A 17786-nucleotide genomic window follows, 5' to 3' on the forward strand; every position below is an offset into this window, starting at 1 on the left:
CCGGCGAATCCAAAGCCCCTGGCTTGACTGGGGGCTTTTCTTTTGAGCGGTTGACCAGCCTGTAGTAAACAATGATTGCAGGGCATCGAGTCCGCGGCATTTGGATGGAAATAAATTGAGCGAAACGCAGCAGAACATCGACAGGCTTATCGAGAAGGGCAGAATGCTCTTTGCACAAGGCTGGGTTTTTATTCGCGGCGTTCCCGCCATGAAATTTCTGCCGCCGGAAGGGCCGTTGGAGATCGCTTTTGCAGGACGGTCGAACGTCGGGAAATCTTCGTTGATCAACGCGATCATCGGGCAGAAAGGGCTCGCTCGAACATCGAACACGCCGGGGCGGACTCAGGAGCTGAACTATTTCGTTCCGGATGGTCATTCGGGCGAAGACGGCGATCTTCCGCCCCTCGCGGTCGTAGATATGCCCGGCTATGGTTTCGCAGAAGCGCCCAAGGAACAGGTGGATGCCTGGACGCGACTGGTCTTTGATTACTTGCGCGGACGCACGACCTTAAAGCGTGTCTATCTTCTGATCGATGCACGTCATGGCGTCAAAAAGAACGACGCCGAGGTACTCGATCTTCTGGATCGCGCCGCAGTATCCTACCAGATCGTGTTGACCAAAATCGACAAGATCAAACCTGCCGGCGTGCCGCGCCTGATGCAAGACACTGCTCAAGCGATAAAGAAGCGCGCCGCTGCCTATCCTGAAATCCTTGCGACATCGTCGGAAAAAGGCGCAGGGCTCGATGCGCTCCGTGCGGCCATAGCTCAACTCCTCGAAGAACAGCGGGCGTAAAAAAAGCCCCGCGAAAACCGAAGCTGAGAAGCTTGGGATCACGGGGCAATTGCTGGCTCACTGTGCGCGTTGAACCAGGTTTGCAGCCTTACATTTTTGGTAGAAGAACCTTGTCGATCACGTGGATCACGCCATTGGACTGCTTGACATTGGCGATGGTCACGGTGGCGACCGTGCCGTTCTCGTCGGTCAGGGTGATCTTTTTGCCCTTGTATTTTGCCGTCCATACGCAACCACCCACGGTCTTCACCGGATGTGCGCCTTCGTCATCATCGATCATTTTCATGATGGCCTTTGATGAGGCATCGGCAGCAACGACATGGCAGGTCAGGATCTTGGCCAGCTTGTCCTTGTTTTCGGGCTTGAGGAGCGTTTCCACCGTACCTTTCGGAAGTTCGGCGAATGCCTCATTCGTGGGCGCGAATACCGTGAACGGCCCTTTGCCCTGAAGTGTCTCGACGAGGCCTGCCGCTTTCACCGCAGCCACCAATGTCGTGTGGTCCTTGGAGTTCACCGCGTTCTCGATGATATTCTTGTTCTCGTACATGGCGGCGCCGCCGACTGTCGGGTTCTTGGCATAGGCAGACCCGGCGACCAGCAAGGTCGAGAGTGCGATCAGGCCCAATGATTTCTTCAGCATGCTTCATCTCCATTGTTGTTCCCCTCGGTTGAGGACAGATGGAGATACGGAAGCTGGAGGATTAAGTTTCAGGAACCGTGAATTATAAGGGGAGTTAAATTCGGCGTACTGCGCCAGCGGCAACAATCGGGCCGGTCGGGATGCCCTTCGGTGCGCCTCCAACGGGTTCGATCGTGAGCGCCAGTGTCGTTCCCTCACGCAGCTTTGCAAGCAATGGAGGTGACAGATTGAACTCGGTCACCTCAGGCGAAACCATCAGGCCGAGCGATATAGGAGGCTCGCTTCCGGCAATCAGCCAAAGCTCGACCGAGCGATCTTTTGGCATGTCGCCAGTGACCACGGTAACCTTCAATTTTCTGGTTCTCTCATCGAAGATTGCCAGCGTATGAACGGGGCTACCTGCAACTTCCATCGACGCAACGAACTGCGCGTCCGGAGTACCGGACCGCTCCCTCAAGTCGCTGCCGATGCCGATCACGGCGAAAGCAAGCGCAGCGAAAGCCAGTCCGCGCCAGAAGGTGAGATTGTTCCAGAAGGATGCGGTGGCGGCGACTTCGATAGCAAAAAGCCGCTGATCTATACGGTTTTTCACGTGATGCGGGACAGCGGAGTTGTCGAATTCATCGTTGAGGGGGTCGAACTGCTTTTGCCAGCGGGCGACAAGCTGGGCAAAGGTCTTGTCCGTCTCGATACGGCGCGCAACCTCCCGACGCTCCTGCTCGGGGAGCACGCCCAACACATATTCGGCGGCGACGAAATCGTCTCCCTCCGGTGTCGTGTCGTCATCAGGTACGATCGGGCTCATCCCTCAAGGCATTCCTTCAGTTTTATCAGGCTGCGGCGCAACCATGTTCTCATCGTATTCAGGGGCACCTTGTATCGGCTTGCCAGTGCCTCGTAGCTGTCTCCATTCAGATAGGCGCCGCGAACCGCCGCAGCTCTGTCCACATCAAGCTGGCCAAGGCAATCATAGATGCGCCGCGCTTCCCCCCCAGCAACCGCGAGCTGTTCTGGATCGGGCGAGGGCTCGGAAATTGCCGCCGCCGCATTTAATTCCACCGCCGCGGGTTTGCGCGAACGAAGCAGATCGATGCAGTGATTGCGTGCGATCGCCACCAGCCACGAAATAGGGCTTGTGTCCGCGACAGCGAATCGGTCTGCCTTGTTCCAGATTTTAACGTAGATATCCTGTAGCGCGTCTTCTGCTTCTGTTCGGTTCCCCAAGACACGCAGACATACTCCAAAAAGTTTCGCACTCGTCGATGCATACAGAATGTCGAACGCCGCGCGGTCTCGTAACGCGACTCGCGAAATAAGCTCCGAGATGCCTTCGGGCGTCATATAATTGGCGTTTCCCACTTTTAATGCTGATTTAAATCTGCTGGCAGCACGCGCTGTCAATGGTGAGATGGGAAAAAGCTGGCACAGAGCCTAAATCCCGTTTGCTGGAAACCGTCTTTGACGTTAAGAACCCCCGTCCTTTCCAAGCTGGAGCTTGCGCATGTCCTCCCCCTTAGATGCCGACCACAACGCGGAAATACAGGCCAGTCTGCTCTCTGCCGCTCTGCCCTACATGCAGCGCTACGAGAACAAGACGGTTGTCGTGAAATATGGCGGACACGCGATGGGGGATGCTGCCCTCGGCAAGGCGTTCGCGCGCGATATAGCGCTTCTAAAACAGTCGGGCATCAATCCGATTGTTGTGCATGGCGGCGGGCCGCAGATCGCTTCCATGCTGGCCCGCATGGGCATCGAGTCCAAGTTTGAGGGCGGCTTGCGCGTGACCGATGCGAAGACGCTGGAAATCGTCGAAATGGTCCTCGCTGGTTCGATCAACAAGGAAATCGTTGCCTTGATCAATGCCGAAGGTGAATGGGCGATAGGCTTATGCGGCAAGGATGGCAACATGGTCTTTGCCGAAAAGGCCAAGAAAACCATCATCGACCCTGATTCGAATATCGAAAAGATCGTCGATCTGGGCTTTGTCGGCGAGCCTGTAGAAGTCGATCGCACGCTGCTGGATCTTCTTGCACGTTCCGAGATGATACCGGTTATCGCTCCGGTAGCGCCGGGACGCGATGGTCATACCTACAATATCAACGCTGATACGTTCGCTGGCGCTATAGCCGGCGCACTAGCGGCATCCCGCCTGCTGTTTCTGACAGACGTTCCCGGTGTTCTCGACAAGAACAAGCAACTGATCAAGGAACTTTCGGTCGCGCAAGCCCGCGCGCTCATCAAGGACGGAACGATATCAGGCGGCATGATCCCAAAGGTGGAAACATGTATCGAAGCGATCAACCGCGGTGTCGAGGGCGTCGTTATCCTTAATGGCAAAACCCCGCACTCGGTTCTGCTTGAGCTCTTTACTGAACGCGGTGCAGGAACGCTGATTGTCCCCTGATCATTTCTTGAGATGATCCAGCGGGATTTTCCCGGGCCCCTTGATATTCTGCAGCACGAGCTGGGTGTGCACGTCTCGCACACCCTTCAATCGCATGAGCCGGTGCATGACGAAGCCGTTGAGATCATCGACTGTCGGAACCATGACATGCAGGAGAAAGTCATGTTCTCCGGTCATGGTCCAGCAAGACGAAACTTCGTCCATGCGCTGAATTTCGGCGATGAAGCGTTCGGGCGACTCGTCGCTATGCGTGTTGAGACGCACCTGGATGAAGACTTCGACCATCAGCCCTATCGATCGCCTGTCGATGTTCGCGGCAAAGCCCCGAATGATTCCGCTTTCCTGGAGCTGCTCGAACCTGCGGGCGCAGGGTGTCGGGGACAGACCGATCAACTGGGCGAGATCGGTTATCGGAACGCGCCCGTTGCTCTGGAGAATCTGCAGCATCTTGATTTCAAATGCGTCGAGCTGAGAAGAAATCACTCGAAAATCTCCTGTTGGTTCGTAAATCCACTCGCGAGAATGGTTGATGCAGGGGATTAGGTCAAATCCCCTCATTTCCTCGTCGTATTCTTTAGCAACGAAGATTGAGGAGGAACCGATGACCATCAGCGTTGAGGCTTATGCGAAGGAATGTGCGGCGCAGGGACTTCGCGGCAATTATTCGGTTTGCAAGCGGGATTTTACCGTCGAACAGAGCTATGACTACTCTGAAGAAGACCAGGAGGTGTGGCGGACCCTGTGCGATCGACAGACGAAGCTGACGGAAAAGCTGGCACATCACAGCTATCTCAATGGTGTGAATGCCCTCGGCCTGCTTGAACGGATACCGGACTTCCATGAGGTAAGCGAACGTCTCCACAAGCTGACAGGCTGGGAAATCGTCGCGGTTCCGGGGCTGATTCCAAACGAGCCGTTCTTCGATCATCTTGCCAACAGGCGCTTTCCGGTAACCAACTGGCTACGCAGCAAAAAGGAGCTGGACTATATTGTCGAGCCGGACATGTTTCACGATTTCTTCGGCCACGTTCCAATCCTTAGCCAACCCGTCTTTGCGGATTTCATGCAGCTCTATGGCGAGAAGGGCGGAGCCGCGTCCCGCATGGGCGGCGAGCAACTGGCGGCCCGGCTTTACTGGTATACCGCCGAGTTTGGTCTCATGCGGGAGGAGGGTGCGCAACTCAAGGCGTTCGGCGCGGGACTCATGTCATCCTTCAGTGAATTGCAATTTGCCGTGACAAGCCCCGATGCGCATCATGTGGAATTCGATATCGAGACGGTGATGCATACGGCTTATGAGATCGACAAGTTCCAGCGGGTCTATTTTGTCTTGCCATCTTTCGGGACCTTGAGAGATGCTTTCGAGAAAGCTGACATGGCGAAACTGATCGCGCGCTGGAAGGATGTCGAACCACTGGATCCGGCAACTGTTTAGCGCTCACTTCAAGCTGCATTCTGCATGTTGGGCTCGATGATCACACAATCACGCCCATTTCGCTTTGCCTCGTAAAGCCTGCGATCGGCGATCTGAAAATGATCGGCGATCGTTCTGTTCGCCAGTCCGGCAACACCTCCGATGCTTACACTCAGCGGGAGGCGCAGGTTTTCGGGAGTGCGAAAATCAATGCGGCTCACCGCCGACCTGATGTTTTCGCCCATGGATTTGACGAGAGCTTGATCATCCGTTGGAAGACAAACAGCGAATTCTTCGCCTCCGATGCGTCCGATACTGTCGCGGTCCCCGACACAGTCCGTGATACATTGCGCGATCGCCATCAAGGCGCCATCGCCATTGTAGTGACCATGGACATCATTGATTTTCTTGAAATGGTCAGCGTCAATGATCAGGAGAGAACTGGCGCGCTTTTGTCTAACGTCTTCGATATGGTTGAAGAACGCCTCGCGGTTGAGAAGGCCCGTCATGCTGTCGCGTGATGACTTCTCCAGTAATTTTGCGTTGGTGACTTCTAGTTCCCGCATCACCTGACCGAGCTTGTCCAGCGTCAAACGCAGCTTTTCCGATTGTCGGAATACCAGGAACGAAACGGCGGGAGAGATCACAAGCGGACAAATCGTTGCGATCATGTAGCCTCGTACATCGTGCATGTCATTGGCGGTCATGATGATTCCCGTGATCAGCAGTGAACATGCCACTGAAATGACCATAACCATCGCGCACTTGAAGAGAACTCTGAACATCGGACCTCGTGGACTGCTCTTAACCAATACGAGGAACAGATGAAGCGGATGTTATCCAAAAATTTAAAAACGGTCGTAGTTCGGTCTCTTTTCGTCTATTGATTCGGTAGCGAAACAGAAATCTCTGAATTCGCTTTTGCCTACCAGAAAACGGCGGAACCTTAATCGCGTATGACAAATCAACCTGAACCATTGAATTTTGCACATGTGACCGATTGGATCTTCGATCTCGACAATACCCTTTATCCGCATCATTCCAACCTGTTTTCACAGATCGACGTTAAAATGACGGACTACGTCGCCGATCTCCTGAAATTGTCACGCACGGATGCGCGGCAAATGCAGAAGCAGTTCTACAAGGACTATGGCACGACGCTCAAAGGCCTCATGGATCGTTACGACATCGATCCGGATGATTTTCTGCAGAAGGTGCATGACATTGACTACTCGTGGCTCGTGCCGGATCCTTCGCTCGCCATAGCAATCAGGCAGTTGCCCGGCCGGAAGTTCATATTCACCAATGGTGATCGCGGTCATGCCGAGCGTGCTGCGCGGCAACTCGGCGTTCTGGATGAATTCGACGATATATTCGACATCGTCGCCGCTCAACTGCTGCCAAAGCCTGCGCGGGAAACCTATGACCGGTTCCTCGCCCGGCACAATATCGATGCAGCAAGTAGCGTGATGTTCGAGGATCTGGCGCGCAATCTAACAGTACCAAAAGCCCTCGGAATGACGACGGTCTTGATCGTCCCGCATAACTTTGAGCCAACATTCTCGGAAATATGGGAGCGCGATCCAGGGCATACCGATCACGTCGACTATGTTACAGACAACCTTGCTTCATTCCTCAGCGCCATCCTGCCGGGACAGACAGCGTTGAGCGTTCCTGCTTGACGCGGTTTACCTCTTTAGAAGAAATCATCGATGCCTCGGCGCGCATCGTGGCTTGAACGATTGCCGTGGCAATGACGATAATCAGGAAAGTTCGTAGAAGGATCTGATCACCTCCCAGGCCTCTTCCGCAGTGTCGACAAAAGTGATCAGGTTGCGGTCGGAGGGCGAAATCACGCCCTGTTCGGCCAGGAAGTCGAAGTCGATGGCTTTTTCCCAGAACGGTTTGCCGAACAGCAGGAATGGAATTCGCTCCATTCGCCCGGTCTGAATGAGGGTAAGAGCTTCAAAGGTCTCGTCCATCGTACCAAATCCGCCGGGGAAAATTGCCATTGCCTTGGCGCGCATCAGGAAATGCATTTTGCGGATGGCGAAATAATGGAAGTTGAAGCTGAGCTCCGGTGTCACATAGGCGTTAGGGGCTTGTTCGTGCGGCAGCACGATGTTGAGGCCGATCGTCGGTGCCCCCACGTCCGCCGCACCGCGATTGCCCGCCTCCATCACGCCGGGGCCGCCTCCCGTCACGACGACGAATTCGCGATTATATGTCGTTCCCGAATATATCGAACAGAGCTGCGCAAATTTTCGCGCCTCGGCGTAATAGTGCGAATTGGCTTCAAGGTTCTTTTTTTGCGTTTCGTTTTTCGCAGCCCAGGCAGCCCCGCCGGGTTCCGGGATACGCGCTCCGCCGAACAGGACGACGGTAGACCGGATGCCTCGCTCGGCGAGCGCCATTTCGGGCTTGAGCAATTCGAGCTGCAGTCGCACGGCCCGTAGTTCGCGCCGCGTCATGAAATCAGGATCGGCGAATGCCAGGCGGTAGGTGTCCGATTTGGTCTGCGGCGTTTCAGGCGCGGTTGCCACGCGGCGTACAGCTTCGGATGAATGTGAAAACGGCGTCCAGCTGTGTTTTTCGTCGGTGTTCAATTGTTTTTCTCCTTGTGCGGACACTTATGGCGCTTAGAGACATCAATATCGTTTTGCCATCCAAGATTATGGCGCAGCGATTGACCCTCTCGCAGTCTTAAATTAGTAGCCCTGCTAGCTTACCCGCCCGTTTAATGGAGTGATCCCAAAATGTCCAAGCCAGATCTGACCAGCCTCGAGAAGACGATCGATGCGGCCTTCGAAGCACGCGACGCAATCAGCACCGAAACGCGCGGGGAGATTCGCGACGCGGTGGACGCGTCCTTGTTGCTGCTCGACAGAGGTGAAGTTCGTGTTGCGGAGAAGCAGACCGACGGCAACTGGAAGGTCAACCAGTGGCTCAAGAGAGCTGTCCTTCTGTCTTTCCGCCTCAACCCTATGGGGATCATCGAGGGCGGTCCGGGCGGCGCTGCCTGGTGGGACAAGGTACCCTCGAAGTTCGACGGCTGGGGTGCAACCGAATTCAACAAGGCGGGCATTCGCACCGTACCCAACGCCATCGTCCGCCGCTCGGCCTATATCGCGCCGGGCGTGATCTTGATGCCGTCCTTCGTAAACCTCGGCGCTTACGTGGATGAGGGCACGATGGTGGATACATGGGCAGGTGTGGGATCGTGTGCGCAGATCGGCAAGAATGTGCATCTTTCAGGCGGCGTCGGCATTGGTGGTGTTCTTGAACCCATGCAGGCAGGACCTACGATCATCGAGGACAATTGCTTCATCGGCGCCCGGTCCGAAGTGGTCGAGGGCTGTATCGTTCGCGAAGGTTCAGTTCTTGGTATGGGCGTGTTTATCGGTAAATCGACCAAGATCGTCGATCGCGCAACCGGTGAGATTTTCTATGGGGAAGTTCCGCCCTATTCCGTCGTCGTTGCAGGCACGATGCCTGGGAAAGCATTCCCGAATGGGGAACCGGGACCCGGCCTCTACTGCGCCGTGATCGTCAAGCGAGTCGATGAGAAAACGCGCTCGAAAACCTCGATCAACGAATTGCTGCGCGATTGAAATCGGTGGGTGAGGCATTTGCCGCTCCAGTAATCATGGGAGCCGCGCTCGCAAACCCTACAATGCTTATCTGCTGCCAGACGGAACGCCGAGTCGTATATCCCCGATGAGTGGCACGACATTCCGCATGACTTTATCTTGACTTCTTACGTCAATTTAATAGCTATTGTACGAACGAACTGAAGCAAAAATCCTTTCTTGGCGAGCAGCAGCTCCGCAACGTATTTTTTCGGCACGACCCATTAAGCAAAACTGTTGAAGAGATGAATTCGATTTCAACATATTTTTCATGACCAAGGAGATTTAGGAATGGGTACCATACATCTGGATACAATTGTTATCAAAGCGTGGGAAGACAGCAGCCCCGCCAACTGGACAAGAAGAACACGCCTTTGGACATTATCAACGGGGTAAAAAGTACGCCTGAGAGTGCAAAGACCTATGATAAGGCAGATGCCACTTTGTCCGGAGGAATTGCGTCGCCCTTCAAGGCCCTGGCGCATTACCTCAAGGGTGATGGCCAAACATTGACCGTCGCTTTGGATCAGGTCGGGTTAAATCTGACTCCGGATGAGGTCACCCTTGATGAGGTTAACCAACTGAATCAGTACACAGAAGATCAAAATTTTGTCGGCACAAAACACATTATTGTAAACAGATTTAATCATAATACCGCTGACGACAACGCGATAGCCGCGATGTATCTCGGAAATATTCTATTGAAATTGGAAGGGGATATAACGCGTCACCAAGATGGAACCTGGAATTTCCAGGGGGAAGTTCGCGCTTGGAACGATACTTATGATTTCAACTCGAGCGATCACCGCGGAATGATGCAAGAAGTGTTCACCAGAACCGTAAACGTGTTGCCGGGAACATCCTACGATATAGCTATGCCAGGCTCCATTCCTGTCTCCTGGACGGGTCATTGATGCGAAAAACGCTGAAGTGGATCCTGGGCATCGTTGTGGCGATCCCAGTCGCGCTATTTCTAACAATGTTGTTCGTTGCTTATATCGCCCCTCTACTCAGGGACAGAACAACGCAATGCGGAGACAAGTCGCGTATCACCGTAAAAGAGGAGATTCTCTCCTTCGCGTCCAAGCCTGGTCGCTTCAAACATATTGATAAAGGTTACGATGCGATCGAACCCAGCGGCGACGTTGCTTACTCAAACGTCGCGCGCGTATGGGATCAAGAAGTATTCATAAAGAAAGACGGCAAACGCATAGGAAGAACGGTAGTGATGCTGACCTGCGATGGGTGGATTGAGTTGTCCACTGACCCTGATTTTAAGCCTGAATAGCCTGATTATGGAAATAGGCGAAATGCCCCCAATTATCGTGAAAGGATAATGATGATGCGACCAGAGAGTCGAGCTTTCAACTGATCAGACGTGCTGAATAACGGATGTTTCTACATATTCACCGCCCGGATTTGCTGCACCGAGTGGCTCCTGAGCGGCTGTCCCTCTGCCCGTTTGACGCAGGCCAGCACCTTGCGCGTGGTTGTAGCTTCGATGCGCTTCTGATCGGCAAGTCGGATAATCGCGCCTTGCAGATAGTCTATCTCTGTGGGGCGCCCGCGCGACAGGTCTTCCCACATGGAGGAACGCGCGTGGGGATTGATGGCCAGCATCTTCCCCGCGACGATTCGAAACAGGAAATTCGGCAGGCGCAGAATCCACGGAAGGACCGCTGGCGGTGCACCTTGCACCTTTGCCACGGCGATTCCGTGCGCGCGCATGACTTTCAGTCCTTCGCTGATCTGGTTTGCCAGAAGAAGCCGCCAATCTCTATCTGCCAATTGTTCTACAAGCGGTAGATTGGATAGAGCATTGGGCGCGTTGTTGAGATTCATCAGCAATTTGCCCCAGAGAATTGCCTGGATGTCCGGCTTTGCCGCGACGGCAAGCCTTGGCACTGAAAGAAAATCGGCGAGATCCCTGGATTTATCGCCGATGAAAATGGTTCCTGCCGTCGTGCGCCGTACGGTCAGGGGCGCTTGATCCGGTTCTGACTGAATGACGTTGAAAGGCACCATTCCCGAGATGATTGTCTTTTGCGCGGGAAGGTTCCGGCGCAGGACCTCGGCGTTATCGACGCCATTCTGAAGGCTGATCACGATTGCGCCAGGAGGCGCGTGTCTGGCGATCAGTTTGGCCATCGCCTCTGTCGCACCACTTTTCACGGTCACGAGAATGATATCGACACCTGCAAAGGCAATAGCAGGGTCTACGGTCAGTTTCAGGTCTGCGGGGTCCAGCAGGCTTTCGCGACCATCGATATCAATGAGCTTGAGGCCCCCTAGACGAAGGGTAGCTTCGGCTTGGGGCCGAACCAGAAAGCGCACCGTCCTTCCTGCCGCTGCGAGGCGCCCGCCTACGTAGCAGCCGATCGATCCTGCACCGGCTACGGCGATGCGGCTGTCATTTTCCATCATGGTTCGCTGTCTCTGCACCTAAGTTTCAATCTCATTAGATCAGATGCCGGAGCCTCTATCCAGCGCGTGACAGGAACATGCTTTTCCATTATCGATTTGACCATGAAATCCTCAACCGATCCCGTTCAAAATCTCGCCAAACTCATTGCCTGTCCCTCGGTAACGCCTGCGGAGGGCGGGGCCCTGTCAGCCCTTGAGGCCATGTTGTCACCATTGGGCTTTTCCGTGGAAAGGCCGGTCTTCAGTGAGGAAGGCACCCCAGATGTCGAGAACCTGTACGCCAGGCGTTCGGGCAACGGTCTGCATCTCATGTTTGCTGGCCATACGGATGTCGTCCCCGTAGGCGACGAAACCGCCTGGAGCTATCCGCCATTTTCAGCTGCAATCCACAATGGCGAGATGTATGGGCGGGGCGCTGTCGACATGAAAGGCGGGATCGCCTGTTTTGCAGCCGCAGTAGGACGCTATATCGACAAGAACCGCGACCTGAAGGGCTCGATCTCCTTCCTGATCACCGGGGACGAGGAAGGTCCTTCGATCAATGGCAGCCGTAAGCTCCTGGAATGGGCCAAGGCGAAAGGTGAAAGTTGGGACGCTGCGATCGTTGGGGAGCCTACAAATCCCGGCAAGCTCGGCGACATGATCAAGATCGGGCGCCGCGGATCATTGTCCGGCACGATCGTCGTTCACGGCATACAGGGTCACGTTGCCTATCCGCATCTGGCCGACAGTCCGTTGCCCGGTATGCTGATGCTCCTCGAGAGCTTGCTATATCCTGCTCTCGACAATGGAACAAAAGACTTCCAGGCAAGTAATCTAGAAGTCACTACGATCGACGTGGGCAACCCTGCTCTGAATGTTATTCCGGGCAAGGCGACGGCGACGTTCAACATTCGCTATAATGATACCTGGAGCGATGAGACACTGATGGCCGAGATTCACAACCGTCTCGATAAAGCAGCGGGCCGTCGCAAGCTTCGCCCCGGCAAAAGGGCGCCTGTGAACTACGAGTTGATCTGGCGCGACCGGCCGAGTCACGTCTTTCTGACGCACGACAACAAGCTGATCGAAACCCTGACGTCATCGATAGAAAGCGTAACCGGAGAACGACCGCAATTGTCCACGTCAGGTGGCACGTCGGACGCCCGCTTTATCAAGGATTATTGCCCGGTTGTTGAATTTGGACTCGTCGGCAAAACCATGCATATGGTTGACGAGCGCGTGGCGATTGCCGATCTTGAAACCCTGACGCAAATTTACGAACGGTTCATCGCGGATTTCTTTGCATGACAACAAGCGAAATGCCGGACTTGGACGATATTCAGCGCTATCTATGGGGCGCCTGGCGGATGATGAACGGTCATGCCGACGGTCTCGACCAGCTGGATTTCTCCGAAGACGGGTTCTGGCAATCATTCCACGCCATCACAATCTCGCTGCCGCCGCTCATTCTCGGCTGGATCATCTTTGCCAATGACATGATCACGTTGCAGCCGGAAGCGGGAAATCGCTTTTCGATCATGGGACGCGTTGCGTTCGTCGATTTATCGGCCTGGGTGATTCCCCTGGTCATCTTCGCGCTGCTTGCCCGTCGGCTCGGGCTGAACAAGCGCTTTAGTCCGTATGTCGTCGCGAGCAATTGGGGAACGGCAATCGGCGCCTGGCTCATGGTGCCGGCAACTCTGGCCCGCCTGTTGCTGCCAGGATGGCCGGCTCTGGCAACCGGTTTTGGTCTCGTACTCTACGGCGGCATCATGTATCTGACCTACCGGTTGACCCATGTGGCGCTGAAGAAGTCCCATGCCTATTCGGCCACCTTCTTCGTGGCGATGGTGCTCGGCTCACTGTTCTTGATGATACTGCTTCAGAATGTTCTGGGAATTTCTCTGCCCGATCCCGTGGTGATCGGATAATCGACACAGACGAGGTAGAGACCGTAAGGCGGCGCGACGGGTCCGCATGCCTTTCGGTCACGCGCCTCAAGGGCTGCGGTGACATCGTCCGCATCCCACCGGCCGCAACCGACCTCATTGAGCGTACCGACGAACGAGCGGATTTGATTGTGCAGGAAGGAACGCGCTGAAGCCCTGATCTCGATGATCTCGCCGTTGCGTGATACACTCAGATAGTCCAGCGTTTTCACAGGGCTTTTCGACTGGCACTGCGTTGCGCGGAACGTAGTGAAATCATGGGTCCCGATGAGCCGTTGCGCAGCTTCGTGCATCGCTTCGGCATGAAGAGGTTTCTTCACCCACCAGGCGCGATATGCTTCGAGCGGAGCGGGCGGTCTCCGGTTGACGATACGGTAGAGATAATGGCGGCCGGTCGCCGAAAACCGCGCATCAAAACTATCCTGGACCAGTTCCACGTTGATAATGCCAACTGTCTCCCCGGCAACGATCAGATGCGCATTGAGCGCTTCACGCACCTTTGAACTGCTCCAGTTCTTGGTCAAGTCCACATGCGCGATCTGCGCCATCGCGTGCACGCCAGCGTCGGTGCGCCCGGCGGCTCCAAGCGCAACGTGCTCGCCGCAGAATCTGAAGATTGCCTGCTCGATGGCGGCTTGGACCGTGTGGGCATTTTCCTGGCGCTGCCAGCCGGCATAGGGCGTGCCGTCATACTCTACTGTGAGTTTATAACGGGGCACTTAGAATTTGCCGATCATCGCAGCTGCATCCCTTGGAGGATCTTGGCGCCGCGCTGGAATTCCAGCCCGTCCATGATCTTGCCGCCTGCCCGCTGGAGTGAGCGCAGGCGAACTGCACCTTCGCCGCAAGCGATGCGCAGATCGTCGCCAAGTACTGTACCCGGATCGCCAATGCCCGTTGCCAGGATCGAGCGCAAGAGCTTCACCCGCTCGAGCTCATTGCCGATTTCCATCTCGCACCACGCGCCGGGATATGGAGCGAGCCCGCGAATACGATTATGCACGTCGATGGCGGGTTGGCTCCAGTCGATGCGCGTTTCCGCCTTGGTAATCTTGGAAGCGTAGGTGACGCCGTCATCTGGCTGAGGGGTAAGTGTAAGACTGTCGCGCTCCAATGCTGCCATGGCGCGCACCATCAGGTCAGCCCCAGCCAAGCTGAGCTGGTCATGCAACTCGCCCGCCGTCATTTCGGCCGTGATCTTCACCTTCTCGGCCATGGCCACGGGGCCCGTATCGAGCCCCTCATCCATTTTCATGACCATGATACCGGTCTCATCGTCTCCGGCCATGATAGCGCGCTGAATAGGCGCGGCTCCCCGCCATCGCGGCAGCAGCGAAGCGTGTCCATTGTAGCACCCGAGCCGCGTCCCCTCTAGAATTGCGGCGGGCAGGATCAGCCCGTAAGCCACGACCACCGCGACATCGGCGTGAAGATCGCGAAACGCCTGTTGTTCTTCCTCGGATTTCAAACTGGTTGGGGTGCGGACTTCGATCCCGAATTGCTCGGCATTCCGCTGTACCGCAGAGGGCGTCAGTTCCAGCCCCCGTCGTCCAGCCGGGCGCGGTGGCTGACTGTACACCGCGACTATTTCGTGACCCTGGCCGATCAGAGCGTTGAGAATGGGTACCGAAAATTCCGGAGTTCCCATGAAGACGATCCGCAAACTCATTGGCTCACACCGCCAATCGGCTCTGCGGACGGTCTTTCGCCAGCTTTTTGAACTTCTTGACCACCATTTCCCGCTTCAACCGGGAAATGTGGTCGATAAACAGAACACCATTCAAATGGTCGATTTCGTGCTGCAGGCAGGTGGCCAGAAGCCCGTCCGCCTGGACCTCATGCTGCTTTCCCTCAATGTCGGTATAGGACACGCGCACCTGTGCCGGCCGCTCGACCTCCGCGTAATAGTCGGGGATGGAAAGGCAGCCTTCCTCATACACATTACGCTCGGCGCTCGACGATAATATGTGCGGATTGATGAAGACCTGCGGTGCTCTTGGCTCGTCTTCCTTGGCAAGGTCGATAACAAGCATGCGCAGCGGCTCGCCTACTTGGATGGCCGCGAGGCCGATGCCGGGCGCGTCATACATGGTATCGAGCATATCGGCCGAAAACTTGCGTATATCGGCGTCGAAACGCTCGACCGGCTTTGATATCTGGCGCAGCAGTGGATCGGGAAGAATGACAAGTGGTTTTATGGACATGAGCATCACCTAATATCTCGGCTTTCAACCGTCAATCCGGCGTAAAAGTCGTTTGTAAAAATGTTCTTGTTTTGATCTCACATTTGCCATCCGAATCGGCTAGTCTGACATTTATGGAAACGACGATCTCTCTCGACCAAACTCTCTTTCAACTCGGATCGAGTTCTGTATCACTTGGCGTTGCACTGCTTGCAGCAATCATCGCAGCCGCGCTTGCAGGCCTCTTTGCTGTCACTGCGGTGACTCGCGCGACCCGAATGCGCATCGTTGCCGAGATCCAGGCAGAAGACCGGGCACGGGATGCGGAAGCGCGGTTGGGCGAAATTCTCAAAAGCCAGTCAGAGATGCAGGGCAGGATGCAGACCATGGCCGAGTTGTTCGGCTCACGGCAGGCTGAACTCAACCAATCGATCCGTGACCGGCTCGACGGGATGACGAGTCGAATTGGCCAGACCATGACGGAGCAGACACAGTCGACACACGAAAATCTGACAAAACTGCAGGAACGGCTGGCGGTTATCGATACTGCCCAGAACAACATCCAGGCTCTCGCCGGGCAGGTCGTGCAATTGCAGGCAATCCTTGCAAACAAGCAGACGCGCGGAGCCTTTGGGCAAGCGCGGATGGAAGCAATCATCGCCGATGGCCTGCCGCAGGGAGCATATGAGTTTCAGGCGACTCTCTCCAATGGCAGCAGGCCGGACTGTGTGGTGCGTATGCCGAACGGCGCGCCTAATCTTGTTATTGACGCCAAGTTTCCGCTGGAGGCCTGGAATTCCATTCGCGAGTCCGAAACGCCCGACACCAAGAAGATTGCGGCCGCCCAGTTCCGCAGGGACGTCGAGATTCATATTCGCGATGTGGCTGAAAAATATCTGATCAATGGCGAGACTCAGGATACAGCATTTCTCTTTGTGCCGTCCGAATCGATTTTCGCGGAGATTCACGAGAATTTCGAACCCGTTGTGCAAAAGGCGCATCGCTCGCGTATCGTGATTGTCTCGCCGTCGCTGCTTATGCTTTCGATCCAGGTCATACAAGCAGTGCTGAAGGACGTTCGAATGCGCGAACAGGCGCATCTCATCCAGGGCGAGGTCATCAGGCTGATGGAAGACGTCACGCGTCTGGACGACCGTGTACGCCGCCTGCAGACGCATTTCGGTCAGGCTAACAAGGATATCGAAGATATTCTCGTCTCTTCCAGCAAGGTGACCAAGCGCGGGCAAAAGATAGAGGCCCTCGAATTTGCCGAAGCACCTGGCGGTGAAGTCGTCAAAGACCCTGATTCAATGCGCTCGGCGGCCTCGGCGACGGGTCAATTGCGCCTGCGCGTGGTAGACGGCGAGGATTAAAGCTTGCGGCAGTGTCTACGCAGGAAGTCTAGGCGGCTTCGATTTTTCTTCGCCGCACTTCCCAGGTACCCGCTGTCTGAGGCTTGACGAACAGCGTCACGATATCGGGGTTGGCCTTTTTCAGCATTGCCTCAAGACGTTCTACGCACGCTTCTATTTCGTTCGCTTGAACACGATCTTCGAACTCGACGCTCAGTCCGGCAAAGATCTGCTTTGGTCCCATATGCATGGTCAGCACACCATTCGCCCTCTGCACGTCCGGATCGCTATTGGCTATGTCGAGGATCTGCTGCTCCATTTCGGGTAATGCGGATTCACCGATCAGAAGCCCCTTGGTTTCGCGGGCGAGGAAGATCGCCGTCGTTGCGAGGACAAGGGAAATCCCGATGGACGCGACACCGTCGAGTTGCGGCATGTCGAAGATCTGGGCCGCCGAGATACCGATAAATGCGATGACAAGACCGAGCAGGGCAGCTGTATCTTCGAACAGAACGGTGAAGACGCTCGGGTCCTTGCTTTGCCGGACGGCGCGGACGTAGCCCAGCTTACCCTTCACCGCGCGGAACTCCTTGAGCGCAACGCTCCAGGATGCACCTTCAAAAAGCATCGCGAAGCCGAGCACTACATAATTCACAAGTGGATTGGCGACGGCCTCCGGCTCCATGATATGGATAAGCCCCTCGTAGAACGAGACCCCGGCGCCGACCGCAAATACCAGCAACGCGACGACGAAGCTCCAGAAATAGAGTTCACGTCCATGCCCGAGCGGATGAGTTATGTCCGCTGGCCTGGAGGCACGACGTAGGCCATAGAGCAACAATCCTCCATTGCCGGTATCCACCAGTGAATGCACGCCTTCCGATAGCATCGCGGAACTGCCAGTGAAGAAGGCTGCGATGAACTTCGTGGCTGCGATAAGCAGATTGCCGATGATCGCGGCGTAGATCACTTTTTTCGATCCAGCGTGCGCCGTTGGTGCTTGTGATGCCATT

21 protein-coding genes are annotated in these 17786 nt (G+C 55.4%); 10 read left to right on the top strand and 11 right to left on the bottom strand.

Annotated elements, in window-relative coordinates; all coding sequences use genetic code 11:
- Nucleotides 1–163 precede the first annotated feature (163 nt).
- A complete protein-coding gene (yihA, locus tag CU100_RS03845) occupies nucleotides 164–796 on the top strand; it encodes a ribosome biogenesis GTP-binding protein YihA/YsxC (protein WP_245418951.1) in 633 nt (210 codons plus the stop codon).
- A gap of 88 nt (nucleotides 797–884) precedes the next feature.
- On the opposite strand, the gene CU100_RS03850 is transcribed toward yihA, so the two are convergent.
- The 3 genes from CU100_RS03850 to CU100_RS03860 form a co-directional block, all read right to left on the bottom strand.
- Entirely contained in the window at nucleotides 885–1436 is a 552-nt protein-coding gene (locus tag CU100_RS03850) for a fasciclin domain-containing protein (RefSeq protein WP_106715205.1), read from the bottom strand.
- A gap of 94 nt (nucleotides 1437–1530) precedes the next feature.
- Entirely contained in the window at nucleotides 1531–2241 is a 711-nt protein-coding gene (locus tag CU100_RS03855; protein ID WP_106715206.1) for an anti-sigma factor, read from the bottom strand.
- Entirely contained in the window at nucleotides 2238–2777 is a 540-nt protein-coding gene (locus tag CU100_RS03860) for a sigma-70 family RNA polymerase sigma factor (protein WP_106715207.1), read from the bottom strand. The genes CU100_RS03855 and CU100_RS03860 overlap by 4 nt, the downstream gene beginning before the upstream one ends.
- A gap of 160 nt (nucleotides 2778–2937) precedes the next feature.
- Between CU100_RS03860 and argB the strand changes: the two genes are divergently transcribed.
- Nucleotides 2938–3840: an acetylglutamate kinase gene (gene argB / locus CU100_RS03865; protein ID WP_106715208.1), complete on the top strand. Its 903-nt coding sequence runs from the start codon at nucleotides 2938–2940 to the stop codon at nucleotides 3838–3840.
- Here the strand turns inward: argB and CU100_RS03870 are convergent, their stop codons facing one another.
- Complete coding sequence (locus CU100_RS03870) at nucleotides 3841–4323, bottom strand: Lrp/AsnC family transcriptional regulator (protein ID WP_280951573.1); 483 nt, start codon at nucleotides 4321–4323, stop codon at nucleotides 3841–3843.
- 118 nt (nucleotides 4324–4441) lie between these two features.
- On the opposite strand from CU100_RS03870, the gene phhA reads away from it, so the two are divergent.
- Nucleotides 4442–5275 (top strand): phenylalanine 4-monooxygenase, encoded by an 834-nt coding sequence (phhA, locus tag CU100_RS03875; RefSeq protein WP_106715209.1) that lies wholly within the window; start codon nucleotides 4442–4444, stop codon nucleotides 5273–5275.
- Nucleotides 5276–5283: 8 nt separating this feature from the next.
- Here the strand turns inward: phhA and CU100_RS03880 are convergent, their stop codons facing one another.
- Nucleotides 5284–5961, bottom strand: coding sequence for a GGDEF domain-containing protein (locus CU100_RS03880; protein WP_170113721.1), 678 nt, complete (start codon nucleotides 5959–5961; stop codon nucleotides 5284–5286).
- A 249-nt stretch (nucleotides 5962–6210) separates the two neighbouring features.
- Between CU100_RS03880 and CU100_RS03885 the strand changes: the two genes are divergently transcribed.
- Entirely contained in the window at nucleotides 6211–6936 is a 726-nt protein-coding gene (locus tag CU100_RS03885) for a pyrimidine 5'-nucleotidase (RefSeq protein ID WP_106715211.1), read from the top strand.
- Nucleotides 6937–7017: 81 nt separating this feature from the next.
- On the opposite strand, the gene CU100_RS03890 is transcribed toward CU100_RS03885, so the two are convergent.
- Nucleotides 7018–7860, bottom strand: a complete 843-nt coding sequence (locus CU100_RS03890; RefSeq protein ID WP_106715212.1) for an LOG family protein — start codon at nucleotides 7858–7860, stop codon at nucleotides 7018–7020.
- Between the two features lie 150 nt (nucleotides 7861–8010).
- On the opposite strand from CU100_RS03890, the gene dapD reads away from it, so the two are divergent.
- The 3 genes from dapD to CU100_RS03905 all read left to right on the top strand — a co-directional run bounded on the left by dapD (nucleotide 8011) and on the right by CU100_RS03905 (nucleotide 10171).
- Nucleotides 8011–8865, top strand: coding sequence for a 2,3,4,5-tetrahydropyridine-2,6-dicarboxylate N-succinyltransferase (dapD, locus tag CU100_RS03895; RefSeq protein WP_106715213.1), 855 nt, complete (start codon nucleotides 8011–8013; stop codon nucleotides 8863–8865).
- Nucleotides 8866–9257: 392 nt separating this feature from the next.
- Entirely contained in the window at nucleotides 9258–9797 is a 540-nt protein-coding gene (locus CU100_RS03900) for a lipid II-degrading bacteriocin (RefSeq protein ID WP_170113722.1), read from the top strand.
- Complete coding sequence (locus CU100_RS03905; RefSeq protein WP_106715215.1) at nucleotides 9797–10171, top strand: hypothetical protein; 375 nt, start codon at nucleotides 9797–9799, stop codon at nucleotides 10169–10171. The genes CU100_RS03900 and CU100_RS03905 overlap by 1 nt, the downstream gene beginning before the upstream one ends.
- Before the next feature lie 110 nt (nucleotides 10172–10281).
- On the opposite strand, the gene CU100_RS03910 is transcribed toward CU100_RS03905, so the two are convergent.
- Nucleotides 10282–11307 carry a 2-dehydropantoate 2-reductase gene (locus tag CU100_RS03910; RefSeq protein ID WP_106715216.1) on the bottom strand — a complete coding sequence of 342 codons (1026 nt, stop codon included), beginning with the start codon at nucleotides 11305–11307 and terminating at the stop codon, nucleotides 10282–10284.
- 102 nt (nucleotides 11308–11409) lie between these two features.
- Here CU100_RS03910 and dapE point away from each other — a divergent pair, with 102 nt between their 5' ends.
- Together dapE and CU100_RS03920 are read left to right on the top strand one after the other, a co-directional pair.
- Entirely contained in the window at nucleotides 11410–12597 is a 1188-nt protein-coding gene (dapE, locus tag CU100_RS03915; protein ID WP_106715217.1) for a succinyl-diaminopimelate desuccinylase, read from the top strand.
- 11 nt (nucleotides 12598–12608) lie between these two features.
- On the top strand, nucleotides 12609–13220 hold the full coding sequence (locus tag CU100_RS03920) for a hypothetical protein (protein ID WP_106715978.1): 612 nt from the start codon (nucleotides 12609–12611) through the stop codon (nucleotides 13218–13220).
- Here the strand turns inward: CU100_RS03920 and truA are convergent.
- The 3 genes from truA to def are packed head-to-tail and all read right to left on the bottom strand — an operon-like array spanning nucleotide 13172 to nucleotide 15442.
- Nucleotides 13172–13957, bottom strand: coding sequence for a tRNA pseudouridine(38-40) synthase TruA (gene truA / locus CU100_RS03925; RefSeq protein ID WP_106715218.1), 786 nt, complete (start codon nucleotides 13955–13957; stop codon nucleotides 13172–13174). The two genes, CU100_RS03920 and truA, sit on opposite strands and share 49 nt — an antisense overlap.
- A gap of 14 nt (nucleotides 13958–13971) precedes the next feature.
- Nucleotides 13972–14901, bottom strand: coding sequence for a methionyl-tRNA formyltransferase (gene fmt, locus CU100_RS03930; protein WP_106715979.1), 930 nt, complete (start codon nucleotides 14899–14901; stop codon nucleotides 13972–13974).
- Nucleotides 14902–14911: 10 nt separating this feature from the next.
- Nucleotides 14912–15442: a peptide deformylase gene (gene def, locus CU100_RS03935; RefSeq protein WP_106715980.1), complete on the bottom strand. Its 531-nt coding sequence runs from the start codon at nucleotides 15440–15442 to the stop codon at nucleotides 14912–14914.
- Nucleotides 15443–15555: 113 nt separating this feature from the next.
- On the opposite strand from def, the gene CU100_RS03940 reads away from it, so the two are divergent.
- Complete coding sequence (locus CU100_RS03940) at nucleotides 15556–16794, top strand: DNA recombination protein RmuC (RefSeq protein WP_106715219.1); 1239 nt, start codon at nucleotides 15556–15558, stop codon at nucleotides 16792–16794.
- 28 nt (nucleotides 16795–16822) lie between these two features.
- On the opposite strand, the gene CU100_RS03945 is transcribed toward CU100_RS03940, so the two are convergent.
- Complete coding sequence (locus CU100_RS03945; protein WP_106715220.1) at nucleotides 16823–17785, bottom strand: cation diffusion facilitator family transporter; 963 nt, start codon at nucleotides 17783–17785, stop codon at nucleotides 16823–16825.
- Between the last annotated feature and the right edge of the window lies 1 nt (nucleotide 17786).

Source organism: Phyllobacterium endophyticum (genome assembly GCF_003010935.1).
GTDB lineage: Bacteria > Pseudomonadota > Alphaproteobacteria > Rhizobiales > Rhizobiaceae > Phyllobacterium > Phyllobacterium endophyticum.